Origin of the sequence: Cupriavidus sp. NPDC089707, from assembly GCF_044748965.1 — a bacterium.
Lineage (GTDB): Bacteria > Pseudomonadota > Gammaproteobacteria > Burkholderiales > Burkholderiaceae > Cupriavidus.
The window spans coordinates 303,640-321,636 of sequence record NZ_JBIVHB010000004.1; the positions used below are offsets into that span (position 1 = coordinate 303,640).

General features: G+C 64.7%; 18 protein-coding genes and 1 tRNA gene. 5 read left to right on the top strand and 14 right to left on the bottom strand.

The annotated features are described in order from the left end of the window. Positions 1 to 128: 128 nt before the first annotated feature. The 7 genes from ACIP1U_RS09960 to ACIP1U_RS09990 all read right to left on the bottom strand — a co-directional run bounded on the left by ACIP1U_RS09960 (position 129) and on the right by ACIP1U_RS09990 (position 7,192). Positions 129 to 213 (bottom strand) — tRNA-Leu (locus ACIP1U_RS09960). Between the two features lie 188 nt (positions 214 to 401). Continuing rightward, on the bottom strand, positions 402 to 776 hold the full coding sequence (gene secG, locus ACIP1U_RS09965) for a preprotein translocase subunit SecG (RefSeq protein ID WP_400314333.1): 375 nt from the start codon (positions 774 to 776) through the stop codon (positions 402 to 404). 64 nt (positions 777 to 840) lie between these two features. Next, on the bottom strand, positions 841 to 1,578 hold the full coding sequence (tpiA, locus tag ACIP1U_RS09970) for a triose-phosphate isomerase (protein WP_400314335.1): 738 nt from the start codon (positions 1,576 to 1,578) through the stop codon (positions 841 to 843). A 143-nt stretch (positions 1,579 to 1,721) separates the two neighbouring features. Next, positions 1,722 to 2,726 (bottom strand): NAD(P)H-quinone oxidoreductase, encoded by a 1,005-nt coding sequence (locus ACIP1U_RS09975; RefSeq protein WP_400314336.1) that lies wholly within the window; start codon positions 2,724 to 2,726, stop codon positions 1,722 to 1,724. Between the two features lie 145 nt (positions 2,727 to 2,871). Then, positions 2,872 to 5,046, bottom strand: a complete 2,175-nt coding sequence (pnp, locus tag ACIP1U_RS09980; protein WP_400314338.1) for a polyribonucleotide nucleotidyltransferase — start codon at positions 5,044 to 5,046, stop codon at positions 2,872 to 2,874. A 456-nt stretch (positions 5,047 to 5,502) separates the two neighbouring features. Then, positions 5,503 to 5,772: a 30S ribosomal protein S15 gene (gene rpsO, locus ACIP1U_RS09985; protein ID WP_010809136.1), complete on the bottom strand. Its 270-nt coding sequence runs from the start codon at positions 5,770 to 5,772 to the stop codon at positions 5,503 to 5,505. Between the two features lie 163 nt (positions 5,773 to 5,935). Next, positions 5,936 to 7,192, bottom strand: coding sequence for a branched-chain amino acid ABC transporter substrate-binding protein (locus ACIP1U_RS09990; RefSeq protein ID WP_400314340.1), 1,257 nt, complete (start codon positions 7,190 to 7,192; stop codon positions 5,936 to 5,938). 199 nt (positions 7,193 to 7,391) lie between these two features. Here ACIP1U_RS09990 and ACIP1U_RS09995 point away from each other — a divergent pair, with 199 nt between their 5' ends. Continuing rightward, entirely contained in the window at positions 7,392 to 7,919 is a 528-nt protein-coding gene (locus tag ACIP1U_RS09995; protein WP_400314341.1) for a hypothetical protein, read from the top strand. A gap of 100 nt (positions 7,920 to 8,019) precedes the next feature. Here ACIP1U_RS09995 and ACIP1U_RS10000 read toward each other — a convergent pair whose 3' ends face one another. The 4 genes from ACIP1U_RS10000 to ACIP1U_RS10015 form a co-directional block, all read right to left on the bottom strand. Next, on the bottom strand, positions 8,020 to 9,561 hold the full coding sequence (locus tag ACIP1U_RS10000; protein ID WP_400314342.1) for a 2-isopropylmalate synthase: 1,542 nt from the start codon (positions 9,559 to 9,561) through the stop codon (positions 8,020 to 8,022). A 329-nt stretch (positions 9,562 to 9,890) separates the two neighbouring features. After that, entirely contained in the window at positions 9,891 to 10,394 is a 504-nt protein-coding gene (gene lysM / locus ACIP1U_RS10005; protein WP_400314343.1) for a peptidoglycan-binding protein LysM, read from the bottom strand. A 125-nt stretch (positions 10,395 to 10,519) separates the two neighbouring features. Beyond that, positions 10,520 to 11,434: a CDP-diacylglycerol--serine O-phosphatidyltransferase gene (gene pssA / locus ACIP1U_RS10010; RefSeq protein WP_400314345.1), complete on the bottom strand. Its 915-nt coding sequence runs from the start codon at positions 11,432 to 11,434 to the stop codon at positions 10,520 to 10,522. A gap of 42 nt (positions 11,435 to 11,476) precedes the next feature. Next, a complete protein-coding gene (locus ACIP1U_RS10015) occupies positions 11,477 to 12,127 on the bottom strand; it encodes a phosphatidylserine decarboxylase (RefSeq protein WP_400314347.1) in 651 nt (216 codons plus the stop codon). On the opposite strand from ACIP1U_RS10015, the gene ACIP1U_RS10020 reads away from it, so the two are divergent. Further along, positions 12,126 to 12,383, top strand: coding sequence for a hypothetical protein (locus tag ACIP1U_RS10020; RefSeq protein ID WP_400314349.1), 258 nt, complete (start codon positions 12,126 to 12,128; stop codon positions 12,381 to 12,383). The two genes, ACIP1U_RS10015 and ACIP1U_RS10020, sit on opposite strands and share 2 nt — an antisense overlap. A 10-nt stretch (positions 12,384 to 12,393) precedes the next feature. On the opposite strand, the gene ilvC is transcribed toward ACIP1U_RS10020, so the two are convergent. From ilvC to ACIP1U_RS10035, 3 genes are all read right to left on the bottom strand, one after another. After that, positions 12,394 to 13,410: a ketol-acid reductoisomerase gene (gene ilvC / locus ACIP1U_RS10025; protein ID WP_029044781.1), complete on the bottom strand. Its 1,017-nt coding sequence runs from the start codon at positions 13,408 to 13,410 to the stop codon at positions 12,394 to 12,396. Between the two features lie 117 nt (positions 13,411 to 13,527). After that, positions 13,528 to 14,019 carry an acetolactate synthase small subunit gene (gene ilvN, locus ACIP1U_RS10030; protein WP_012352317.1) on the bottom strand — a complete coding sequence of 164 codons (492 nt, stop codon included), beginning with the start codon at positions 14,017 to 14,019 and terminating at the stop codon, positions 13,528 to 13,530. Further along, positions 14,019 to 15,782, bottom strand: a complete 1,764-nt coding sequence (locus ACIP1U_RS10035; protein ID WP_400314351.1) for an acetolactate synthase 3 catalytic subunit — start codon at positions 15,780 to 15,782, stop codon at positions 14,019 to 14,021. The genes ilvN and ACIP1U_RS10035 overlap by 1 nt, the downstream gene beginning before the upstream one ends. Positions 15,783 to 16,172: 390 nt before the next feature. Here ACIP1U_RS10035 and ACIP1U_RS10040 point away from each other — a divergent pair, with 390 nt between their 5' ends. The 3 genes from ACIP1U_RS10040 to ACIP1U_RS10050 are packed head-to-tail and all read left to right on the top strand — an operon-like array spanning position 16,173 to position 17,975. Next, the gene (locus tag ACIP1U_RS10040) at positions 16,173 to 16,742 is read left to right on the top strand and encodes an RNA polymerase sigma factor (protein WP_400314353.1); all 570 of its coding nucleotides are present in this window, start codon (positions 16,173 to 16,175) and stop codon (positions 16,740 to 16,742) included. Beyond that, a complete protein-coding gene (locus ACIP1U_RS10045; protein WP_400314355.1) occupies positions 16,739 to 17,170 on the top strand; it encodes a DUF3619 family protein in 432 nt (143 codons plus the stop codon). The genes ACIP1U_RS10040 and ACIP1U_RS10045 overlap by 4 nt, the downstream gene beginning before the upstream one ends. A 1-nt stretch (position 17,171) precedes the next feature. Then, positions 17,172 to 17,975: a DUF3106 domain-containing protein gene (locus ACIP1U_RS10050; protein ID WP_400314356.1), complete on the top strand. Its 804-nt coding sequence runs from the start codon at positions 17,172 to 17,174 to the stop codon at positions 17,973 to 17,975. Positions 17,976 to 17,997: the final 22 nt, after the last annotated feature.

Consider the following 17,997-nt stretch of genomic DNA (forward strand, 5'->3'; position numbering starts at 1 on the left):
CAGCTGAAGCGGCGTCCTGTTGCCCACCCCAGGCGCTAAGCCACGAGAACCATGGCGCGCCGCCTTGCGGACTGCCGGAGCCCCATGCGCGGGTGCATTGCCCGGCCAGGGACTCCGATCAAGTTGTTTGGTGCCGACGGCGAGACTCGAACTCGCACAGCTTTCGCCACTACCCCCTCAAGATAGCGTGTCTACCAATTTCACCACGTCGGCTGGGGGAGAAACAATATTGCCTGGCGCCGGGTTTTCAGGCCCTTCAGGACTCTCGCTGGGGCATTTTGCCTTCGCTTAAGACCCATCGCTGGGGAATCGTTTCAAGCCTTGCATTCTAACCTAAATTTCTTGCTTTGTTCAACGCACAACTGCAAAAAAACTCAGGAATCCGCCGCAAGGCAATCGGATTATTTCGGTACAGCGGGAGCTGCGGGTGCCGAAGCGTCAGCAGCGGCTGCCGGGGCAGCGACAGGAGCCGATGCGCCTGCCGTGGCCGGCGCTGAAGCCGGAGCGGCGCCCATCACGCCCAGCGACGCAGCGGGCTTGTAGTTGCCCAGCAACGTCAGCGCCAGCGTGCACACGAAGAACAGCGTGGCCAGCACGGCGGTGGTACGCGACAGGAAGTTTGCCGAGCCGGTGGCACCGAACAGGCTGCCCGAGGCGCCCGAGCCGAATGCCGCGCCCACATCGGCACCCTTGCCATGCTGGATCAGCACCAGGCCAATCACGCCCAGGGCCGACAGCACCTGCAACACCACCAACAAAGTCTTGAAGATTGCCATTTGATTTAAATAAGCGTTACTTGCCTGGTTACTTCCTGATCGAAACGATCGGAACGGCCGGCATTCAGGCGTTGCCGATCGCGAGAAAATCTTCCGACTTCAGCGAGGCGCCACCAATCAGCCCCCCGTCGATATCGGCCATGGAAAACAGCTCGGCGGCATTGTCCGGCTTGACGCTGCCACCGTACAGGATGGCCAAGCGCTCGGCCACGCCGGCGTCGCGCGCCGCCACCTTGCCGCGCAGGAAAGCATGCACGGCTTGCGCCTGCTCGCTGGTCGCGGTCTTGCCGGTGCCGATCGCCCAGACCGGCTCATAGGCCAGCACTACGCGGCCCAGCTGCTCCACCGACAGCACTTCCAGCACTGCCTGCAGCTGACGGCCAACCACGGCCTCGGTCTGGCCGGCCTCGCGCTCGGCCAGCGTTTCGCCTACGCAGACCACGGGGACAATACCGAATTCCAGCGCGCGCAGCGCCTTGGCGGCGACAACCTGGTCAGTCTCGGCATGGTAGGTGCGGCGCTCAGAGTGGCCGACCAGGGCATAAGTGCAGCCGAACTCACCCAGCATGGAAGCAGCCACTTCGCCGGTGAAGGCACCGCGCGCCTCCGCCGAGACGTCCTGCGCACCCCAGGTCACTTGCGAGCCGTTCAGCACCGCCTGGCATTGTGCAAGATAGGGGAACGGTGCGCACACCGCCAGCGACGCACGCGCCACGCCGGCCTTGATTCCCTCCAGCAGCGCCGCGTTCGCAGCCAGGCTGCCATGCATCTTCCAATTGCCGATGACGAGCTTTTGTCTCACGAAGTGCCCCTCCAAAATCAAACCCGCTATTGTAGCGTGTGGCAGGGGCGGGACGCTACCGCCGCCCGACAACGGCGGGCGGCGGCATTTTTCTGCGCCGTGCCGATGCCGGCATATTCAGCGCCAGCAGGCGGCGCGCGGCATCACCACGTCAGCACGATCTTGCCGATGTGCTCGCTCGACTCCATCAGGCGGTGCGCGTCGGCGGCCTGCGCGGCCGGGAAGACCTGGTGGATCACCGGCTTGATCTTGCCAGCGGCCAGCAGCGGCCACACCTGCTCGTGCAGCGCCGCGGCGATCTTGCCCTTGAACGACGCCGGACGCGGTCGCAGCGTGGAGCCGGTCACGGTGATGCGGCGGCGCAGGATATCGCCCAGCGGGATCTCAGCCTTGGCGCCGCCCAGCAGCGCAATGATGACAATGCGGCCGTCGTCGGCGATGCACTTCAACTCGCGCGCCAGGTACGGGCCGGCGACCATGTCGAGGATCACATCGACGCCCTTGCCACCGGTCAGCGCCGCCACCTCGGCCACGAAATCCTGCGTCTTGTAGTTGATCGCGCGATCGGCCCCCAGGTCCTCGCACGCCTTGCACTTTTCATCGGTGCCCGCCGTGACGAACACCTTGAAGCCCAGCGCCTTCGCGACCTGGATCGCGGTGGTGCCGATGCCGCTGGAGCCGCCCTGGATCAGCAGCGTTTCGTCCTTGCCACGCGGCCCCTGGCCCAGGTAGCCGCGGTCGAACACATTGCTCCACACCGTAAAGAAGGTTTCCGGCAGCGCCGCGGCTTCGATATCGCTGAGACCGTCGGGCGCCGGCAATACCTGCGCCAGCGGCGCGGTGCACAGTTGCGCGTAGCCACCGCCCTGCACCAGCGCGCAGACGCGGTCGCCCACCTTGAGGCCGAAGCGGTTGTCGACATGGGACAGGTCGCCGCCCACCACCACGCCCGCCACTTCCAGGCCAGGCAGATCCGACGCACCCGGCGGCACGGGGTAATTGCCGGTGCGCTGGAACACGTCCGGGCGATTCACGCCGGCGGCCGCCACGCGGATCAGCACCTCGCCCGCGGTGGGCACGGGATCGGGCCGCTCAGTCAGCTGAAGGACTTCGGGGGCGCCGTATTCGCGGATCTCGATGGCTTGCATGCTTCTTTGCTCCTTGTCTTTGCTCGGTGTGAGCCTTCGCTCGATGGGTTGCCGCAGTGTAAACAAAAAAACGGCCGGGCATCGCCCGGCCGTTTTTCCACGGCACCGCCTTGCGGCGGCACCTTTGGGACAGTCACTGCCCTGCTTACTGCTGCTGTTCCGAGCCGCCGGCCGGTGCTGCCGGAGCAGCGCCTTCACCAGCGTTGATCGGGCTGATGCTGCCGCCCTCTTCGGCCAGCGCGGCCTTCAGCGACAGGCGCAGGCGACCCTTCTCGTCAGCCTGGATCAGCTTGACGCGGACCTGCTGACCTTCCTTCAGCCAGTCCTTGATGTCCTTCACACGCTCGTTGACGATTTCCGAGATGTGCAGCAGGCCATCCTTGCCCGGCAGGATGTTGACGATCGCGCCGAAGTCCAGCAGCTTCAGCACGGTGCCGCTGTAGATCTTGCCCACTTCGGCTTCCGCGGTGATGCCCTCGATGCGGCGCTTGGCTTCGGCCATGCCTTCGGTCGAGGTCGAGGCGATGGTGATGGTGCCGTCTTCCTGGATGTCGATGGTGGTGCCGGTTTCCTTGGTCAGAGCCTGGATGGTCGAACCGCCCTTGCCGATCACTTCGCGGATCTTGTCCGGATGGATCTTCATGGTGATCATGCGCGGGGCGTGCTCCGACAGTTCGGTGCGGGCGTGGCCCATGGCTTCCTGCATGTTCGACAGGATGTGCAGGCGGCCTTCCTTGGCCTGCGCCAGCGCAACCTGCATGATCTCCTTGGTGATGCCCTGGACCTTGATGTCCATCTGCAGCGCGGTGATGCCGTTGTCGGTACCCGCCACCTTGAAGTCCATGTCGCCCAGGTGATCTTCATCGCCCAGGATGTCGGTCAGCACGGCGAACTTGTTGCCTTCCAGGATCAGGCCCATGGCCACGCCGGCCACGTGCGCCTTGACCGGAACGCCGGCGTCCATCAGCGCCAGGCAGCCGCCGCAGACCGAAGCCATCGACGACGAGCCGTTGGATTCGGTGATCTCCGAAACCAGGCGGATGGTGTAGGCGAATTCATCGTCCTTCGGCAGCACCGGGATCAGTGCGCGCTTGGCCAGGCGGCCGTGGCCGATTTCGCGGCGCTTCGGGCTGCCCACGCGGCCGGTTTCACCGGTGGCGAACGGGGGCATGTTGTAGTGGAGCATGAAGCGGTCGCGGTATTCGCCGGCCAGCGCGTCGATGATCTGCTCGTCGCCCTTGGTGCCCAGCGTCGCCACCACCAGCGCCTGCGTCTCGCCGCGTGTGAACAGCGCCGAGCCGTGCGCGCGCGGCAGCACCGACGAACGGATCTCGATCGGACGCACAGTGCGGGTGTCGCGGCCGTCGATGCGCGGCTCGCCGTTCAGGATCTGGCCGCGGACGATCTTGGCTTCCAGGTCGAACATGATGTTGCCGACTTCCACCTTGTCGGCTTCCACGCCGGCTTCTGCCAGCGCGGCGGCCACGTTGGCCGACACTTCCTTCAGCTTCTGGCTGCGGGCCGACTTCTGGCGCAGCTGGTAGGCTTCCTGCAGCAGCGGCAGCGCGACTTCGGTGACCTTGGCGATCAGCGGCTCGTTCTTGGCGGCTGCGGTCCAGTCCCACTCGGGCTTGCCGCCTTCGCGCACCAGTTCATGGATGGCGTTGATGGCGGTCTGCATCTGCTCGTGGCCATAGACCACGGCGCCCAGCATCACGTCTTCCGACAGCTGGTTGGCTTCCGACTCGACCATCAGCACGGCGCGCTCGGTGCCGGCGACCACCAGGTCCAGGTCCGAGGTGGCGATCTGCGAGCGGGTCGGGTTCAGCAGGTACTGGCCGTCCTTGTAGCCCACGCGCGCGGCGCCCACCGGGCCGCTGAACGGGATGCCCGACACGGCCAGCGCGGCCGACGCGCCGATCAGCGCGGGGATGTCGGCGGGCACTTCCGGGTTCAGCGACACCACGTGCACCACCACCTGCACTTCGTTGTAGAAGCCTTCCGGGAACAGCGGACGCAGCGGACGATCGATCAGGCGCGAGGTCAGGGTCTCGTTCTCCGACGGACGGCCTTCACGCTTGAAGAAGCCGCCGGGGATCTTGCCGGCCGCATAGGTCTTCTCGATGTAGTCGACGGTCAGCGGGAAGAAGTCCTGGCCCGGCTTCGGGTTCTTGGCGGCGACCACGGTCGCCAGCACCACGGTGTCTTCCACATCGACGAGCACGGCGCCGCCGGCCTGGCGGGCGATTTCGCCGGTTTCCATGCGGACCGTGTGCTGGCCCCATTGGAATTCCTTGACGATCTTGTTGAACATGGACATGTGCATTCCTTGTCTTGCGTGCACGCCGCGATCACTGCTCGCGATCATTGCGCAGCGTGCCACGCCTGCGTTCTCAGCCGCAGGCAAACTGCCGGAGACAGCTGCAGTCGCAGGGAAGTGCTATGCCATTCCAGCGCGGCACTGTTGCCGATGCCGCGCTGGAATGACACAAAGCCCTGTTTCCTTGGCCGGTCCGGATACTAAACCCAGAAAAAAGAACAACTTACTCCGTTGCGCGCCTTGCCGCAACGGGGTTCCGGCGAATCGGGATTCTCCGGAAACAGTGAAGCGAAAATCACTCCAACAACCTGCAGCATTGCCGGCCGGCGCGGAAATCGCCCGGCCAGAAATGCAAAATGCCTGCCCCAGCAATGCTGAAGCAGGCATCCAGGCCTCACGCGATACCGTGCAAACCCTGGAATCGCGCTGCCATCGTCCGCAACCTCTTGCGCAAGCTTACTTGCGCAGGCCCAGCTTTTCGATCAGGGCGCGGTAGCGGTCGGCGTCGTTGGACTTGAGGTAGTCCAGCAGGCGGCGGCGGCGGCTCACCATGCGCAGCAGGCCGCGGCGGCTGTGGTGATCCTTCATGTTGGCCTTGAAGTGGGGGGTCAGTTCGTTGATGCGGGTGGTCAGCAGGGCCACTTGCACTTCCGGGCTACCGGTGTCGTTGGCGCCACGTGCGAACTGCTTGATGACTTCAGACTTGTTGATATCGGCGACTGCCATGATGATTTCCTTTCACTTGCGAACGCCACAGCGCGGGATGCGCCGCATGCGTCGTGTCACGGATTTGCCGCCATCCGGCCAGGGGCCAGTCGACGACAGCCGCGGATTATAGCCGAAAAGGCGCGCGCGGAGAACCGCCCCACCCTGGGCAGCATTCCAGCGCTCAAGGGCGCTCCATCCGGCAGGTGGTCGGCAGCGTGGTCTGCGCGGCCTTGAGCTTGCGCACGGTCCGGAAACCGTAGCCCGAGCCCTCGTTGTCGAACCGCACCGCACCGCCCTGCCTGTCCATCACGGACACATACAGCGGCTGCAGTACCTGGTGGTCGTCCGCGCGGATGGTTGCCTCATGGAAGTCGTTGACATAGCGCATGTTCTCCAGCGCCCGCGCCACCTTGACCGCGTCGGTGGAGCCTGCCTTTTCGATGGCGCGTGCCAGCATTTCCACCATCATCTGCATGCGCAGATGCACGTAATCATCCTTCGGCTCGGGGTAACGCGCGCGGAACTGCTGGTAAAACGCATCCGAGGCGGCGCCGCCCACGTTCGGGTGCCATTCGGCCACCGCCAGAACGCGGCCGACGCCGGCATCGCCCATTGCCGCGGGGGCACCCAGGCCGTTGCCGTAGAAGGTGTAGAACTTGGCCTGCAGCCCGCCCTCGCGCGCAGCCTTGACCATCAGGGTCAGGTCGTTGCCCCAGTTGCCGGTGATGACCGCGTCGGCGCCGCTCGCCTTGATCTTGGCGATATAGGGGGCAAAATCCTTGATCTTGCCGATCGGATGGAATTCGTCGCCGACGACCTGGATGTCCGGGCGGCGCGCGGCCAGCATCTCTCGCGCCGAACGCGCCACCTGGTGGCCGAAGCTGTAGTCCTGGTCAATCAGGTAGACCTTGCGCACGGACTGGTCCTGCCGGATCACCTCGGTCAGCGCCTGCATGCGCATGTCGGCGCTGGCATCGAAACGGAAATGCCAGAAGCTGCAGTTCTCGTTGGTCAGGCTGGGATCGACTGCCGAATAGTTCAGGAACAGCACGCGCGCATCGGGCTGGCGCGCATTGTGGCGGTTGATGGCAGAAACCAGTGCCCCGGCCACGGCCGAGCTGTTGCCCTGCAGGACGAAGGGAATGCGCCGGTCAGTCAGCGCCCGGAACTGGATCAGGCTCTCGTCGACATTACCCTTGCTGTCGAACGTCACCAGCTCGAGTGGCCGGGCGCCCTCGGCCGTCTTGACGCCGCCGCGGGCATTGACGCGCTCGATTGCCAGGCGCAGGTTGCGCGCCACTGCCTCGCCCGCGTTGGCGAACGGACCGGAAAGACCGTCGATCATCCCCAGCCGGATCGGCTCCTGGGCAGACGCGCCCGCTGCCACTACCAACAAAAGGCCGCCCAACCAACCTCGCAACCGCGCCACACCCTGCATAGTCTCTCCCGGAAAGCGGTGGATGGTACGGCAGCACGCCGGTCGGGCGCAAATGAGGCCACTCGCCTCGCGCACACCGGGATTTGTCGCGAATGCCGGCATGTTGCGCGAAGTAGCACCGAAAAGCAGCGCCAAGGCCACACAATGGCAGGCGCGGGACTACACTCTCGATATCACCAAAGCACTGACCGAGGCCGTCATGAACCCTGCAATTGCCGGCGGTGCCCGCCGGCTTACCCTGGCGTTTGCTGCCGCCCTGCTCTGCGCCTGCACCACGCTGATGCCGGTCCAGGAAGGCACCAAGCTGGTCGGCCAGCCCAAGGCGACGGTCCAGGCGACATTCGGGCCGCCCACCGATATCTTCAACCTGCCCGACGGCACCTCGCGCTGGATCTACTCCAAGCAGCCGCTGGGCCAGTACGCCTACGGGGCCGAATTCGATCGCAACGGCAACCTCACCAGCTTCCGCAACATGCTCTCGACGCTGGAGCTGTACAAGGCGCAGGTCGGCACCTGGACCCGGGAGGACGTCGCCGAGCACTTTGGCGTGACGCGGCTGCCGGTCGAGTACTACCCGCGGATGCGGCGCGAAGCCTGGTCGTACCGCTTCCGCCACGAAGACGTGTGGCCGTCTCTGTTCAATTTCTATTTCGACGACGCCGGCGTCCTGCGCCAGACCCAGATCACGCCCGATCCGCTCTACGACCCCGACGAGCGCCGCCGATGATGCCATGGAAAAAGCCCGCCATCCCCGGGTCGGGAATGGCGGGCTTGGTCCGTACGCTCAGGCCGGGTAAGCCGTCCGCCGTCTAACGCAGAAGCCTTGGTCAGATCTGCGGGTTGATCTTCTGCACGGCTTTGTCGTGCAGCTTGTTCAGCGCGGCCAGGTAGGCCTTGGCCGAGGCGGCGACGATATCCGGGTCGGTGCCTACGCCGTTGACGATGCGCCCGCCCTTGGACAGGCGCACGGTCACTTCGCCCTGGGCCTCCGTGCCGCCGGTGATCGCGTTCACCGAGTACAGGACCATCTCGGCGCCGCTGGACACGCGCGACTCGATCGCATGCAGCGTGGCGTCGACCGGGCCGTTGCCCTCGCCTTCGCCGCTCTGCTCCTGGCCGTCCATGCTGAACACCACGCGTGCATGCGGGCGCTCGCCGGTCTCGGAACGCTGCGACAACGAGATGAAGCGGAAGTGCTCGTTCGCGTCATGCTGGGCCTCGTTCGAGACGATCGCCATGATGTCTTCGTCGAAAATCTCCGCCTTCTGGTCGGCCAATTCCTTGAAGCGGGTGAAGGCGGCGTTGACTTCGCTCTCGCTGTCGAGCTCGATGCCGAGTTCCTGCAGGCGCTGCTTGAACGCATTGCGGCCCGACAGCTTGCCCAGCACGATCTTGTTGGCGGTCCAGCCCACGTCCTCCGCGCGCATGATCTCGTAAGTGTCGCGAGCCTTGAGCACGCCATCCTGGTGGATGCCTGATGCATGCGCAAAGGCGTTGGCGCCGACGACAGCCTTGTTCGGCTGCACCACGAAACCGGTGATCTGCGAAACCAGCTTGGAGGCCGGCACGATCTGCGTGGTGTCCACGCCGACGTCCAGGTTGAAGTAGTCGCGACGGGTCTTCACCGCCATCACCACCTCTTCCAGGCTGGTGTTGCCAGCGCGTTCGCCCAGGCCGTTGATGGTGCACTCAACCTGGCGCGCACCGCCCAGCTTGACCGCGGCCAGCGAGTTGGCCACTGCCATGCCGAGGTCGTTATGGCAGTGCACCGACCAGATCGCCTTGTCCGAATTCGGGATGCGCTCGCGCACCGAGCGGATCAGCTCCGCGTAGCCTTCCGGCACGGCATAGCCCACGGTATCCGGCAGGTTGATGGTGGTCGCGCCCTCGGCGATCACGCCTTCGAGCACGCGGCACAGGAAGTCCATGTCCGAGCGGCTGCCGTCTTCCGGCGAGAACTCGATATCGTCGGTGAACTGGCGCGCAAAGCGCACTGCCAGGCGGGCCTGCTCATACACCTGGTCCGGCGTCATGCGCAGCTTCTTCTCCATGTGCAGCGCGGACGTGGCGATGAAGGTGTGGATGCGGAACGAGTTGGCGGGCTTGAGCGCCTCGGCCGCGCGGGCAATGTCCTTGTCGTTGGCGCGGGCCAGCGAGCAAATGGTCGAGTCCTTCACCACCTGGGCGATCGAGCGGATGGCTTCGAAGTCGCCGTTGGAGCTGGCCGCAAAGCCGGCCTCGATCACATCGACCTTCAGGCGTTCCAGCTGGCGCGCGATGCGGATCTTCTCCTCGCGGGTCATGGAAGCGCCGGGCGACTGCTCGCCGTCACGCAAGGTGGTGTCGAAAATGATGAGTTTGTCAGACATTTTGTGGAGCTCCTGTGTAGCTTTCTGGTGTGCTGTCCCCGGCATGCTGCGTCCGGGGCTTACCGCCTGTTCCGCGCTCCACGGCTGTGGAATGCAAAACGCCCCGGCGTGCATGAGCAGGCCGGGGCGTTGGTGTTCCTTACGGATTCCGCGCTAAGGGTAGCGTTGTCCTCAGCGCGCGCGCGTCCCGACCTGATGGCCTAGTAGGCCACCTAGGGTGGTGCGGGCGAGTAGGACTTGGCGCGAAATCATGGGAGCGACTATAGCCGGTTTGGCGCGCGCGTGCAATACAGGGTTTTGCCGCACGCGCCCGCGGATCTGTGCGCGCCTCAACCCTTGGGCGGGATGCGCAGCTTCTGGCCAGGGTAGATCTTGTCCGGGTGCGACAGCATCGGCTTGTTGGCTTCGAAGATCTTGTTGTAGTCAGCGCCGTTGCCATAGGCAGCCTGCGCGATCGCCCACAGCGTGTCGCCCTTGACCACGGTGTGCCATTGCGACTCGGCCGATTCGACGTTGACCGACATCTTGTCTTCGACCTTGTCCACGCCCTCGACGTTGCCGGCGCACAGGATGATCTTCTCGCGCGTGGCCTGGTCCGGCGCCACGCCGAATACCGTCACCAGACCCTGCGAGCCATCCACCTGCACCATCAGCCCGGTGGCATCGAGTCCCATCTTCTTGATGTACGCCTCGATCGCCTCGCCCGCGGCACGGTTAGCGGCATCGACCTTCTCGGCCGATGCATCCGCCGCCGCGGCCTGCTGCGCCGCCTTGGCCTCGCCGGTGCCGAACAGCTTTTCCCCCGCTTCCTTGATGAAATCGAACATGCCCATGACATCCTCCTGACGGTAAATGGAAAACACTGCAGAGTGCCACGGCCAGTGGCCGCAGCGTGAAAACAATTGTGAGACCGGGAAAGCACGAAGGGCGCCGTAGCGCCCTTCCCTGCCCGCAACAATCAACCGTTGCCGCCGTTTCCGCCATTGCCGCTTTCGCGCGCCTTGCGGACCCCGCCCGGCTGCCCATGCAGGGCACGCCAGCCCCACAGCACGTAGCCCGAGATCGCGTAGGCAACGAACAGTCCGAACAGCGCCACCGGCGGATCGGTCGACACCACCACGAACAGCACCAGGACCAGCACCATCATGCCGAACGGCACGCGGTAGCGCACATCCAGCGCCTTGCCGCTGTAGAACGGCGCGTTGGACACCATCGACAGCCCCGCGTACAGCGTGATGCCGAACGCCACCCACGGCATCCACAGTTCCTTGACCGGCAGCTTGTTGTCGATCACCAGCCAGACAAAGCCGGCAACCAGTGCCGCGGCAGCCGGGCTGGGCAAACCCTGGAAGAAACGCTTGTCGACCACGCCGATATTGGCGTTGAAGCGTGCCAGCCGCAGCGCCGCGCAGGTGCAGTAGACAAAGGCAGCAATCCAACCCCACTTGCCGAGGTCATGCAGGATCCATTCGTACATCACCAGCGCCGGCGCCACGCCAAACGAGGTCATGTCCGACAGCGAATCGTACTGTTCCCCAAACGCGCTCTGCGTATTGGTGATGCGCGCCACGCGCCCATCCATGCCATCTAGCACCATGGCCGCGAAGATCGCGATGGCGGCCACGTCGAAGCGCATGTTCATCGCCTGCACGATGGCGAAGAAGCCGGCGAACAAGGCCGCTGTGGTGAACGCATTCGGCAGCAGGTAGATGCCGCGGCGGCGCGGCCGCTGACGCTCGTAGGCGATGTCGTGGTCGTCCGCGGCATCGTCGTCATAGTCCTCGGCGCCACGCAGCTGGTTATGGCGGAACGGGCGCAGGTGCGTCACGTTGCCGCTGCTGGCCCGTTTGTTACGTCGATGGAAGGCAACCATCGCAGTCCTCCTGTCTTCCTGTCGTGCTGGTCAGGCCTTCGCTCACTTCACGTCGAGTTCGGCGAGGATTGTCGACGACGCCGACACCTTCTCGCCAATGGTCACGCGCGGACGCGCGTCGAGCGGCAAGTACACGTCCACGCGCGAGCCGAAGCGGATGAAGCCATAGCGCTGGCCGCGCGAGAGCTTGTCACCAACCTTGGTGTAGCAAAGGATACGGCGCGCCACCAGGCCGGCCACCTGCACCAGCGTGACCACCTGGCCGTCGGTCGCACGCCGGATGACCACGGCATTGCGCTCGTTCTCGGTCGAAGCCTTGTCGAGGTCGGCGTTGACGAACTTGCCCGGGAAATATTCGACCTTCTCGACCGCGCCGTCGACAGACACGCGGTTCGAGTGCACGTTGAAAACGTTCATGAAGACGCTGATCTTCAGCGCCTCGCGGTTGGCGTACGGATCCATGGCCTTCTCTACCACGACGATGCGGCCGTCGGCCGGCGCCAGCACCGCGTTGGGCGCCGACGGGATCGGGCGCGGCGGATCGCGAAAAAACTGCAGCACGAACACCGTGATGATCCACAGCGGCAGCGCCCACCAGAAGCCCGCGCTGGCGTGCACCAGCAGCGAAATGACAAAGGCGCCGGCCAGGAACGGCCAGCCTTCACGGGCGATCAGCGGATGAGGATAGTTCATGCAGTACGAGATTCGGTGGATTCAAAACCAGGGCGAGGCGGTACGGCGGCGGCGATATCCGCCGGGGCGGCGCTGGCCAGCTCATGTCGCGGAGCAGCATCATGCGCACACCTTGCCCGAAAAGTTCGACAAGGATAACAAAAAGCCGTTCAGGTCCCGGCAATCCCCTTCCGATGATAGAAGGGCAAGGCACGGAACGCTGAACGGCTTCGGCCCGCCGCCGTGCGGCGCGGGCCATCAGGCAGCCCAGTGTTGAAGACCGGAGCTTAGTTCTTCGACTGGTCGACCATCTTGTTCTTGGCGATCCACGGCATCATCGCGCGCAGCTTCTCGCCCACCACTTCGATCTCGTGCTCGGCGTTCAGGCGGCGGCGCGAGATCAGGGTCGGGGCGCCGGCCTTGTTCTCCAGCAGGAAGCTCTTGGCGTATTCGCCGGTCTGGATGTCCTTCAGGCATTGCTTCATCGCCTTCTTGGTCTCTTCGGTCACCACGCGCGGGCCGGTGACGTACTCACCATATTCCGCGTTGTTGGAGATCGAGTAGTTCATATTGGCGATGCCGCCTTCGTAGATCAGGTCGACGATCAGCTTCAGCTCGTGCAGGCACTCGAAGTAAGCCATTTCCGGCGCGTAGCCGGCTTCCACCAGGGTCTCGAAGCCAGCCTTGATCAGCTCGACGGTACCGCCGCACAGCACGGCCTGCTCGCCGAACAGGTCGGTTTCGGTTTCTTCGCGGAAGTTGGTCTCGATGATGCCGGCACGGCCGCCGCCGTTGGCCGTGGCGTACGACAGGGCGATGTCACGGGCGGCGCCGGACTTGTTCTGGTGCACGGCGATCAGGTGCGGCACGCCGCCACCTTGCGTGTACGTGGCGCGCACGGTGTGGCCGGGGGCCTTCGGCGCGATCATGATCACGTCCAGGTCGGCGCGCGGGATCACGGCACCGTAGTGCACGTTGAAGCCGTGGGCGAAGGCCAGCGCTGCGCCTTCCTTGATGTTGTCGTGCACTTCGTTCTTGTACACGTCGGCAATCTGCTCGTCCGGCAGCAGGATCATGACCACGTCGGCGCCCTTGACGGCCTCGGCCACTTCCTTGACTTGCAGGCCTGCGTTGGCGGCCTTGTTCCACGACGCGCCGCTCTTGCGCAGGCCGACCGTCACGTTGACGCCCGAATCCTTCAGGTTCAGCGCGTGGGCGTGGCCCTGCGAGCCATAACCGATGATGGTGACGTTCTTGCCCTTGATCAGCGAGAGGTCGGCGTCCTTGTCGTAAAACACTTTCATGATAAATCCTTCAATCTCTGTCTTTTATATGAGGGGGGCGGCATCCTCGTGCGCATTGTGTGCGTACGGATCGCGCCGCCCGGGGATACTGCTTGAACCTGTGCGAGCGGCGTTGGATCAGACCTTCAGGATGCGCTCGCCGCGGCCGATGCCCGAGCCGCCGGTACGGACGGTCTCCAGGATGGCGGTACGGTCGATTGCGTCCAGGAACGCATCGAGCTTGACGCCGTTGCCGGTCAGCTCGATGGTGTAAGTCTTCTCGGTGACATCGATGATGCGGCCGCGGAAGATATCGGCGGTGCGCTTCATTTCCTCGCGCTCCTTGCCAACCGCGCGCACCTTGACGAGCATCAGCTCGCGCTCGATGTGCGCGCCTTCGGTCAGGTCGACCACCTTGACCACTTCCACCAGGCGGTTCAGGTGCTTGGTGATCTGCTCGATCACGTCATCCGAACCGGTGGTGACGATGGTCATGCGCGACAGCGAGGAATCCTCGGTGGGCGCCACGGTCAGCGTCTCGATGTTGTAGCCGCGGGCCGAAAACAGGCCCACCACGCGCGACAGCGCCCCGGCTTCGTTTTCCAGCAGGACCGAAATAATGTGTCGCATTACAGGTCCTCCGCGCCGAGCAGCATTTCGGAAATGCCCTTGCCCGCCTGGACCATCGGCCAGACGTTTTCGGTGGGATCGGTCTGGAAGTCCAGGAACACGGTACGGTCCTTCAGGCGGAACGCCTCACGCAGCGCCGGCTCGACGTCGGACGTCTTCTCGACGCGCATGCCGATATGCCCGTAGGCTTCGGCCAGCTTGACGAAATCGGGCAGCGCGTCCATGTAGGAATGCGAGTAGCGGTTGTCGTACTCGATCTCCTGCCACTGGCGCACCATGCCGAGGTAGCCGTTGTTGAGCGAGCAGATCTTCACCGGGGTGTCGTACTGCAGGCAGGTCGACAGTTCCTGGATGCACATCTGGATCGAGCCTTCACCGGTGATCGTGACGACTTCCTTCTCCGGGAACGCCTTCTTGATGCCCATCGCGTACGGCAGGCCCACGCCCATCGTGCCCAGGCCGCCAGAGTTGATCCAGCGGCGCGGCTCGTTGAACTTGTAGAACTGCGCGGCCCACATCTGGTGCTGGCCGACGTCTGAACAGATGAAGGCGTCGCCGTGGGTCAGTTCCCAGATCTTTTCCACCACGTACTGCGGCTTGATGATCTCGGAGTTGCGGTCGTACTTCAGGCAGTCCACCGAGCGCCATTGCTCGATCTGCTCCCACCACTTCGCCAGGGCTTCGCGCTTGGGCTTGACGTCGCTGGCCTTGAGCTGGGCGATCAGTTCCTGCAGCACGTCCTTGACGTTGCCGACGATGGGGATGTCGACCTTGACGCGCTTCGAGATCGACGACGGGTCGATGTCGATATGGATGATCTTGCGCGCCTGCGAGGTGAAGTGCGACGGGTTGCCGATCACGCGGTCATCGAAGCGGGCACCGATGGCGATCAGCACGTCGCAGTTCTGCATGGCCATGTTGGCTTCATACGTGCCGTGCATGCCGAGCATGCCGACGAACTGCTTGTGGGTGCCGGGGAACGCGCCCAGGCCCATCAGCGTGTTGGTCACCGGGTGGCCGGTCATCGCCGCCAGCTGGCGCAGTTCATCGCTGGCATTGGCCAGCACCACGCCGCCGCCGCTGTAGATGTACGGACGCTCGGCGTTCTGCAGCAGCGCCACCGCCTTGCGGATCTGGCCCGAGTGACCCTTGTTCACCGGGTTGTACGAGCGCATGTCGATCGACTTGGGGTACTCGTACTTGCAGGCATTGCGCGAGACATCCTTGGGGATGTCCACCACCACCGGGCCCGGACGGCCGGTCGAGGCAATGAAGAACGCCTTCTTGATGGTCGCGGCGAGGTCGCGCACGTCCTTCACCAGGAAATTGTGCTTGACGATCGGGCGGGTGATGCCGACGGTGTCGCACTCCTGGAAGGCGTCCTGGCCAATGGCGTGGGTCGGCACGTTGCCGGTGATCACCACCATCGGGATCGAGTCGAGGTACGCGGTGGCAATGCCGGTGACGGCATTGGTCACGCCGGGACCGGAAGTCACCAGCGCTACGCCCACCTTGCCGGTTGCCCGTGCATAGCCGTCTGCGGCATGGACCGCGGCCTGCTCGTGGCGCACCAGGATGTGCTCGAACTTCTTTTGCTTGTGGAGCTCGTCGTAGATATACAGCACTGCGCCGCCGGGGTAGCCCCAGACGTACTCGACGCCTTCTTCGGCAAGTGCGTGAACGAGGATTTCCGCCCCGATCATTTCGGGTGCGGCAGATGAATTGCTGTCTGCGTGGGAGAATTCCGCGCTGGGCATGTTCATTTCAGTCCTTTGCAATTTTCGGCAAAAAATTGTTTGGATGCTCTCTGCCGAACTTGTGGCTCGGGTTCAAGCGGTGCGCGTCTGCATGGAAGACCGCCTCATAAGCGGCCGGATGAGACAACCACTGATGTCGTGTGAACCTTCGATGATACTGCAATGCACCAGCGCGGTCTATGGTTGTTTTGCGGCGGTTTATCAGGGGTTTTACGCAGGGCGGATGACGGTTTCCGGCTACGCAATGTATTCCCCTCAATACAAAGTGGTACATGCGCGGGTTTTTTTGCTAGCATCGCAGCACCTTGCGTATGCTACGGGCCGTACGCAGCACATTCGCAGGGGCCGGGCAATCGAAGCCGCAACAAGCTGCACACCAAGCCGCACTCCGCCTGAATGGCCACCGACCAGGAACTGACCGATTTTCTCGCCAGCGTCGAACGCCGCGCCTTCAAGCAGGCCGTGTTCGCGGTCCGCGACGACGAGGCGGCGCTGGATATCGTGCAGGACGCGATGATCAAGCTGGCCGAGAAATACGGCGACAAGGGCGCGGCCGAGTTGCCGCCGCTGTTCCAGCGCATCCTGAAGAACACCATCCACGACTGGTTCCGCCGCCAGAAGGTGCGCAACACGTGGGTCACGCTGTTCTCCAGCCTGCGCGACGACCGCGACGGCGGCGACGACAACGACCTGCTGGAGACGCTGGAGGCGCAGGCCGGCTCCGAATCGGCGGAAAGCAGCGCCGACAAGGTCGAGCGCGCACAGGTGATGCACATCATCGAGCAGGAGATCAAGCGCCTGCCGGCGCGTCAACGCGAGGCATTCCTGATGCGTTACTGGGAAGATATGGACGTTGCCGAAACCGCAGCCGTCATGGGCTGCTCCGAGGGTAGCGTCAAGACGCACTGTTCCCGTGCCACGCATACTCTGGCGCAAGCCTTGCGCGCACGGGGGGTCCGACTATGAGCATAAACGAGAGAGATATCCGCGAACGCCGCTTCGCCCATGAGATTCGCACGGCACTCGATGCCAGTGCCGAGGCTTTACCGGCCGACATTGCCGAACGGCTTGCCGCCGCGCGCCGGATTGCGCTCGCGCGCAAGAAGGCTGAAGTGGCCGTGCCGGTGCCGCAACTCGCCATGCCGGGGCCGCACGTTCCAATGTTCGACGAGGACGACTCGTCGCTGCACCGCGCCGGTGCCTGGCTGCGCCGCCTGGGCCTGATCTGGACGCTGGTGGCGCTGGCCGCAGGCCTGATGGGCATCTATCACTGGCAGCAGCAGAAACGCGTCGAAGAACTGGCCGATGTCGATGCGGCCATGCTGCTCGACGACCTGCCGCCCACGGCCTACGCCGACGAGGGCTTCCACGTCTTCCTGAAACGCGGGCAATAGCATGGCGCCCGCATTGTCCCGCCCCGACGCCCTGCGCCGCCGGCTGGCCGCGCTGCTGCTGGCCGTGTCCGGCGCCGCCGCTGGCTGGTCCCTGCTGCCAGCCGCCGCGCACGCACAAGCCGCTTCCGGCGCCACGCCGGCACCGGCAGTACCTGCGGCAGCCAGCGCGCGCCCGGCGTGGTCCGAGCTGAGCCTGGTCAACCAGCGCATTCTGGCGCCGCTGCAGCCGCTGTGGGACACCCTGCCCGAACTGAACCGCCGCAAGTGGCTGCGCATTGCCGAGCGCTACCCGAAGTTCTCGCCGGCGGAACAGGCGCGGCTGCAGGCGCGCATGGCTGAATGGGTCAAGATGACGCCGCAGCAGCGGCGGCTGGCGCGCGAGAACTACCAGATCACCCGCGCGCTGCCGGCCGAGAAGAAGGCCGAGGCGTGGGACAAGTACCAGCAACTGCCGGAAGAGCAAAAGAAGAAGCTGGCTGACGCGGAGCGCGTGCCCAGCCGGCCCGGTGCCGTCAGCGCGCTGCCGAGCACCAAGCGCCTGCCGGGCGGCACCAGCCACGCGGTTCGGCACGAGCCTAAGGCCACCGGCGCGGCCGGCAAGCCGGCCAGCGAAGCCCAGGCCGATTCTGCCGCGGCCGCATCGTCGGCAAACGCATCCGCACCGGCCGCGCTGCCAGCCACGGCAGCCACTCCAGCCAGCGCCTCGGCCGCAACCGCGCCTGCTGCGGCCTCCAGCACAGCTCCGGCCGCCCCGGAACCCGCTACCGAGGCCGCCGCGGCCTCTGAAGGCACGGCGCGCCAGTAGTCGCCCGATGGGTGGCCGGCAT

What these genes read in the sequence shown, in the direction of transcription:
- ACIP1U_RS10040 (WP_400314353.1), top strand. Translation starts at nt 16,173, where the DNA reads ATGGCCACCGACCAGGAACTGACCGATTTTCTCGCCAGCGTCGAACGC.
- ACIP1U_RS10020 (WP_400314349.1), top strand. Translation starts at nt 12,126, where the DNA reads ATGCAGTACGAGATTCGGTGGATTCAAAACCAGGGCGAGGCGGTACGG.
- lysM (WP_400314343.1), bottom strand. Translation starts at nt 10,394, where the DNA reads ATGGGCATGTTCGATTTCATCAAGGAAGCGGGGGAAAAGCTGTTCGGC.
- ACIP1U_RS10035 (WP_400314351.1), bottom strand. Translation starts at nt 15,782, where the DNA reads ATGAACATGCCCAGCGCGGAATTCTCCCACGCAGACAGCAATTCATCT.
- rpsO (WP_010809136.1), bottom strand. Translation starts at nt 5,772, where the DNA reads ATGGCAGTCGCCGATATCAACAAGTCTGAAGTCATCAAGCAGTTCGCA.
- ACIP1U_RS10000 (WP_400314342.1), bottom strand. Translation starts at nt 9,561, where the DNA reads ATGTCTGACAAACTCATCATTTTCGACACCACCTTGCGTGACGGCGAG.
- ACIP1U_RS09995 (WP_400314341.1), top strand. Translation starts at nt 7,392, where the DNA reads ATGAACCCTGCAATTGCCGGCGGTGCCCGCCGGCTTACCCTGGCGTTT.
- ACIP1U_RS09975 (WP_400314336.1), bottom strand. Translation starts at nt 2,726, where the DNA reads ATGCAAGCCATCGAGATCCGCGAATACGGCGCCCCCGAAGTCCTTCAG.
- ilvC (WP_029044781.1), bottom strand. Translation starts at nt 13,410, where the DNA reads ATGAAAGTGTTTTACGACAAGGACGCCGACCTCTCGCTGATCAAGGGC.
- ACIP1U_RS10015 (WP_400314347.1), bottom strand. Translation starts at nt 12,127, where the DNA reads ATGAACTATCCTCATCCGCTGATCGCCCGTGAAGGCTGGCCGTTCCTG.
- pnp (WP_400314338.1), bottom strand. Translation starts at nt 5,046, where the DNA reads ATGTCCATGTTCAACAAGATCGTCAAGGAATTCCAATGGGGCCAGCAC.
- ACIP1U_RS10045 (WP_400314355.1), top strand. Translation starts at nt 16,739, where the DNA reads ATGAGCATAAACGAGAGAGATATCCGCGAACGCCGCTTCGCCCATGAG.
- pssA (WP_400314345.1), bottom strand. Translation starts at nt 11,434, where the DNA reads ATGGTTGCCTTCCATCGACGTAACAAACGGGCCAGCAGCGGCAACGTG.
- ilvN (WP_012352317.1), bottom strand. Translation starts at nt 14,019, where the DNA reads ATGCGACACATTATTTCGGTCCTGCTGGAAAACGAAGCCGGGGCGCTG.
- ACIP1U_RS09990 (WP_400314340.1), bottom strand. Translation starts at nt 7,192, where the DNA reads ATGCAGGGTGTGGCGCGGTTGCGAGGTTGGTTGGGCGGCCTTTTGTTG.
- ACIP1U_RS10050 (WP_400314356.1), top strand. Translation starts at nt 17,172, where the DNA reads ATGGCGCCCGCATTGTCCCGCCCCGACGCCCTGCGCCGCCGGCTGGCC.
- secG (WP_400314333.1), bottom strand. Translation starts at nt 776, where the DNA reads ATGGCAATCTTCAAGACTTTGTTGGTGGTGTTGCAGGTGCTGTCGGCC.